This window comes from Umezawaea endophytica (assembly GCF_025061645.1).
Lineage (GTDB): Bacteria > Actinomycetota > Actinomycetes > Mycobacteriales > Pseudonocardiaceae > Umezawaea > Umezawaea endophytica.
The window spans coordinates 17,704-21,934 of the sequence record NZ_JANYMP010000007.1; the positions used below are offsets into that span (position 1 = coordinate 17,704).

Sequence of the window (4,231 nt, forward strand, 5' to 3'; positions counted from 1 at the left end):
ACCGCGCCTAGCGCATTCCACAAAAGAACGCACGCCATTTTCTCAGTTGTCCATCGGACGCCCCCAAGCGTCGAGGAGTGGATCTACGGGCGGCGAACTGCCCTGGTCAGAGCCCGGCGGACGCGCCGAAGGGGCTGCGCCACCGCGGCGGCCAACCGCCCTGCCGACTCTTCTTCGGCACGGATCTGCGATCGGCTCTTGTGCGTGATGAACCAGTGCATCGTCACGGGATCGGACATCCGACCCTCCTTCCCCAGAAAGAAAACGGGTCGTCCGAACAGTCTCGCGCACGAGCGCGCAAAACCGCACTCGAATAAATCGGGTCAGCGCGCCCGGTCGGGTGAATCACCCGCACCCGCGCTCCGAGGGCTGTCCGAGCGGGCACCGGGCGGCTACTATCCACGGACTGTTAGGAAAGTTACCTAACAATCCCTGGTCCGGCCGCCGCCGTGTGCCCGAGGAGGCGCGCTAGTGAGCTCCCGCCTGGTCAAACCCCGTGTCCCACTCCGACTGCTGCTCGTCGCGGCGCTCGTCTCGCTGGCGTCGGGGGCGGTGGTGATCCCGCGAGCGACGGGCGAGCCCTCCGCGGCCGTGGTCGCCGACTCCCCGGCGACCGCCATCCCGAGCTACCTGATCCAGACCTCCGCGGGCATCACCGACGACTCGGCCGTCACCAAACCGGGCTTCACCCCCACCGGCTGGTACCCGGCGACGGCGCGGTCCACGGTCTACGCGGCGCTGGTGCGGAACAACGTCTACCCGGACCCGTTCTTCTCCACCCGGATGCGCGACGTCCCGAAGAGCGACTTCACCGTCCCCTGGTGGTACCGCGCCGAGATCACCCTGGACGCGTCCGCACAGCGCACCTACCTGGACTTCAGCGGTGTCCTGTCCAAGGCCGACGTCTGGGTCAACGGCACCCGGATCGCCACCAAGGACCAGGTCAACGGCGCTTACACCCGCCACGACCTGGACGTGACCGCGCAGGTCCACGAGGGCGTCAACGCCGTGGCGTTCAAGGTCTACCCCAACGACCCGCTCAAGGACCTCTCCATGGGCTGGATCGACTGGGCGCAGACACCGCCGGACCAGAACATGGGCATCGTGCGGGACGTGCTGGTCCGCCGCAGCGGCCCGGTGGCGCTGCGCGGCGCGCACGTGGTCACCAACCTGGCCGTGCCCGGCCTGAACCACGTGGACCTGACGGTGAAGGCCGACGTCCGCAACGACTCCGCGGCGGCCGTGTCGACCACGGTGTCGGGCACGGTGGCGGGCCGAGCGGTCTCCCAGACCGTCTCGCTGGCGGCGAGGGAGAAGAAGACCGTCACGTTCCCGGTCGTGGGAATCGACAACCCGAACGTGTGGTGGCCCGCGGACATGGGCGCCCAGCCGCTCTACGACCTCGACCTGGCGGCGGCGGTCGGCGGGACCACGTCCGACCTCGCCCACCAGCGCTTCGGCGTCCGCGACGTGAAGGCGACCCTCAACGGCAGCGGCGGCAGGCAGTACTCCATCAACGGCCGCGACCTGCTGATCCGCGGCGGCGGCTACTCCCCCGACCTGCTGCTGAGGTGGAACGAGACGTACGCGTCCGACAAGCTGAAGTACGTCAAGGACCTCGGCCTCAACACGGTCCGCCTGGAAGGCCACATCGAGCCGGACGAGTTCTTCGCGCTGGCCGACGAGTACGGCGTGCTGACGATGCCGGGCTGGGAGTGCTGCGACAAGTGGGAGGGCCAGGTCAACGGCGGCGAGGCCGGTGACCCCTGGACCGCGGCGGACTACCCGATCGCGAAGGCGTCGATGACCGGTGAGGCCGAACGCCTGCGCAACCACCCCAGCGTGATCTCGTTCCACATCGGCAGCGACTTCGCCCCGGACGCGACCATCGAGAAGGGCTACCTGGACGCGCTCGCGGCGGCCGACTGGCCCGCCCCGGTGATCGCGGCCGCGTCGGCCAAGTCCTCGCCGCAGCTCGGCGCGTCCGGCATGAAGATGAACGGGCCGTACGACTACGTCCCGCCGAACTACTGGTACGACAAGGCGCACACCGACAGCGGTGGCGCGTGGAACTTCAACTCCGAGACCAGCGCCGGGCCGAGCATCCCCACCACGGACACGCTCGACCGGATGATGACGGCCGCCGAGCTGAACACGCTGTGGACCAGCCCCGGCACGGCGCAGTACCACCGCTCGTCGTCCTCGACGTTCGGCAACCTGAAGCTCTTCGGCGACGCGCTCGCCAAGCGCTACGGCGCCACGACGAGCCTGGCCGACTTCACCCGCAAGGCCCAGCTCGCGCAGTACGAGAACGTGCGCGCGCAGTTCGAGTCGCACGCCCGCAACTACACGGACGCGTCGAACCCGTCCACGGGCCTGATCTACTGGATGCTGAACAGCGGCTGGACGTCGTTGCACTGGCAGCTCTTCGACACCTACCTCGACCAGAACGGCGCGTACTACGGCGCCAAGAAGGCCAACGAGCCGGTGCACATCCAGTACTCGTACGACACCAGGTCCGTCGTCGTGATCAACCGGAACCGCACCGCGGTGAGCGGCCTGACCGCGTCGGTCAAGCTGGTCAACCTCGACGGCACGGAGAAGTACGCGCAGACGTCCACCGGTGTGTCGGTGGGCCCGGACGGCGCCAAGACCAGCGTGGTGACCATCCCGGCCGTGACCGGGCTGTCCACCACGTACCTGGCGAAGCTGGTCCTGACCGACTCGGCGGGCAAGGAGGTCAGCCGCAACGTGTACTGGCTGTCCACCAAGGCCGACGCGCTGGACTGGGCCAACACCGACTGGTACTACACGCCCACGACGGCGTCCGCGGACCTGAGCGGCCTGGCCGGGCTGGGCGCGGTGCCGGTCACGACGACCGCCGGGTCCACCACCGGGTCCGACGGCACCACCACGACGACGGTCACGCTGAAGAACACCACCACCGGCAAGGTCCCGGCGTTCTACGTCGACGCGCACGTCGTCGACTCGGCGGGCAGGCCCGTGCTGCCGGTGCGGTGGAACGACAACGCGGTCAGCCTGTGGCCGGGCGAGACGACCACGCTCACGGCGACGTACCGCACGTCCGACCTCAAGGGCTCCGCCCCGTCGGTCCGGGTGTCCGGCTGGAACACCGGGACGCAGACCTTGCCCGCGGGTGGCGGTGGCACCACCCCGCAGGACTACCAGGCGGAGAGCGCCACGATCGTCCAGGGCCTGGTGGAGTCGAACCACGCGGGCTACACCGGCACCGGGTTCGTCAACTACGACAACGTGGCAGGCAGTTCGGTGGAGTGGACCGTCACCGCCGCGGCGGCGGGCCCGGTCGACGTCGTCGTCCGGTACGCCAACGGCACTACCGCGAACCGGGCGATGACGTTCAGCGTCAACGGGACGACCGGACCCACGGGGGTCGCGTTCACCGGCACCGGCGGGTGGCCGACGTGGGCCACGACCACCGTGCGGCTCACCCTCGCGGCGGGCACCAACAAGATCAAGGCCACCGCGACGACCGCCAACGGCGGCCCGAACGTGGACAGGATCACCCTGTAGGACGACGAGGAGGGGGCCGTCGGCGAGCGACGACCCCCTCCTCTCCCTCGCAGTGGCCTGGTCGCGCACCCCGGTGTCGATCCGGGTGCTCCGGGGGTATGGGACCCGGACGGCCGCCGGGCCGTGCGCGCTGGTGGAGGACGAGGGTGTCGAACCCTCCGGGACGACTGTGCAAGGGTCGTCCGCGCACCGGCGCGCCCCCCTTCCCCGTACCGCTCCCCTGCCAGGACTCGAACCTGGAACCTTCGCCTTAACAGGGCGCCGCTCTGCCGTTGAGCTACAGGGGAATGTCTTTCCACGCCTCGTCAACCGGGAAAAGAATGGAGACGACGGCATGCCGAATAGAAAAAGCCGCCCATTCCGGTTTCCCGGAGGGCGGCTCCCGTGACGTGACCTCGGTTGATCACATCGGGGAGCCTCTACCGGCCTGACCAGCCCGATTGGCGAAGCCAGCCCAGCTCGAACCCAACCAGGACACCAGCGTGGCCGCCATCGCGGCGCCCACCCGGCGCCGCGAAATCCGCTTCCACGTGCTGTTCATCCTGACCTCCTCCGGTTCGATGGAAGAACTATCTCGCACCCACACTGGAATCGTCAATTGTTTTCGCCCGACGAATTCCACCGGTGGCGGTCGGGGGAATGGAGTCCCGGTCGGGCGGCGGTGGACCACCGCCGCCCG

2 protein-coding genes and 1 tRNA gene are annotated in these 4,231 nt (G+C 69.0%); 2 read left to right on the top strand and 1 reads right to left on the bottom strand.

What is annotated here, in order from left to right:
* Window positions 1-471: 471 nt before the first annotated feature.
* On the top strand, window positions 472-3,552 hold the full coding sequence (locus NZH93_RS16340) for a glycosyl hydrolase 2 galactose-binding domain-containing protein (RefSeq protein ID WP_259623945.1): 3,081 nt from the start codon (window positions 472-474) through the stop codon (window positions 3,550-3,552).
* A gap of 215 nt (window positions 3,553-3,767) precedes the next feature.
* Here the strand turns inward: NZH93_RS16340 and NZH93_RS16345 are convergent.
* Window positions 3,768-3,839, bottom strand: a tRNA-Asn gene (locus tag NZH93_RS16345).
* A 195-nt stretch (window positions 3,840-4,034) separates the two neighbouring features.
* Between NZH93_RS16345 and NZH93_RS16350 the strand changes: the two genes are divergently transcribed.
* Window positions 4,035-4,231: hypothetical protein (locus NZH93_RS16350; protein WP_259623946.1), on the top strand; the 197-nt coding region annotated here is incomplete at its 3' end.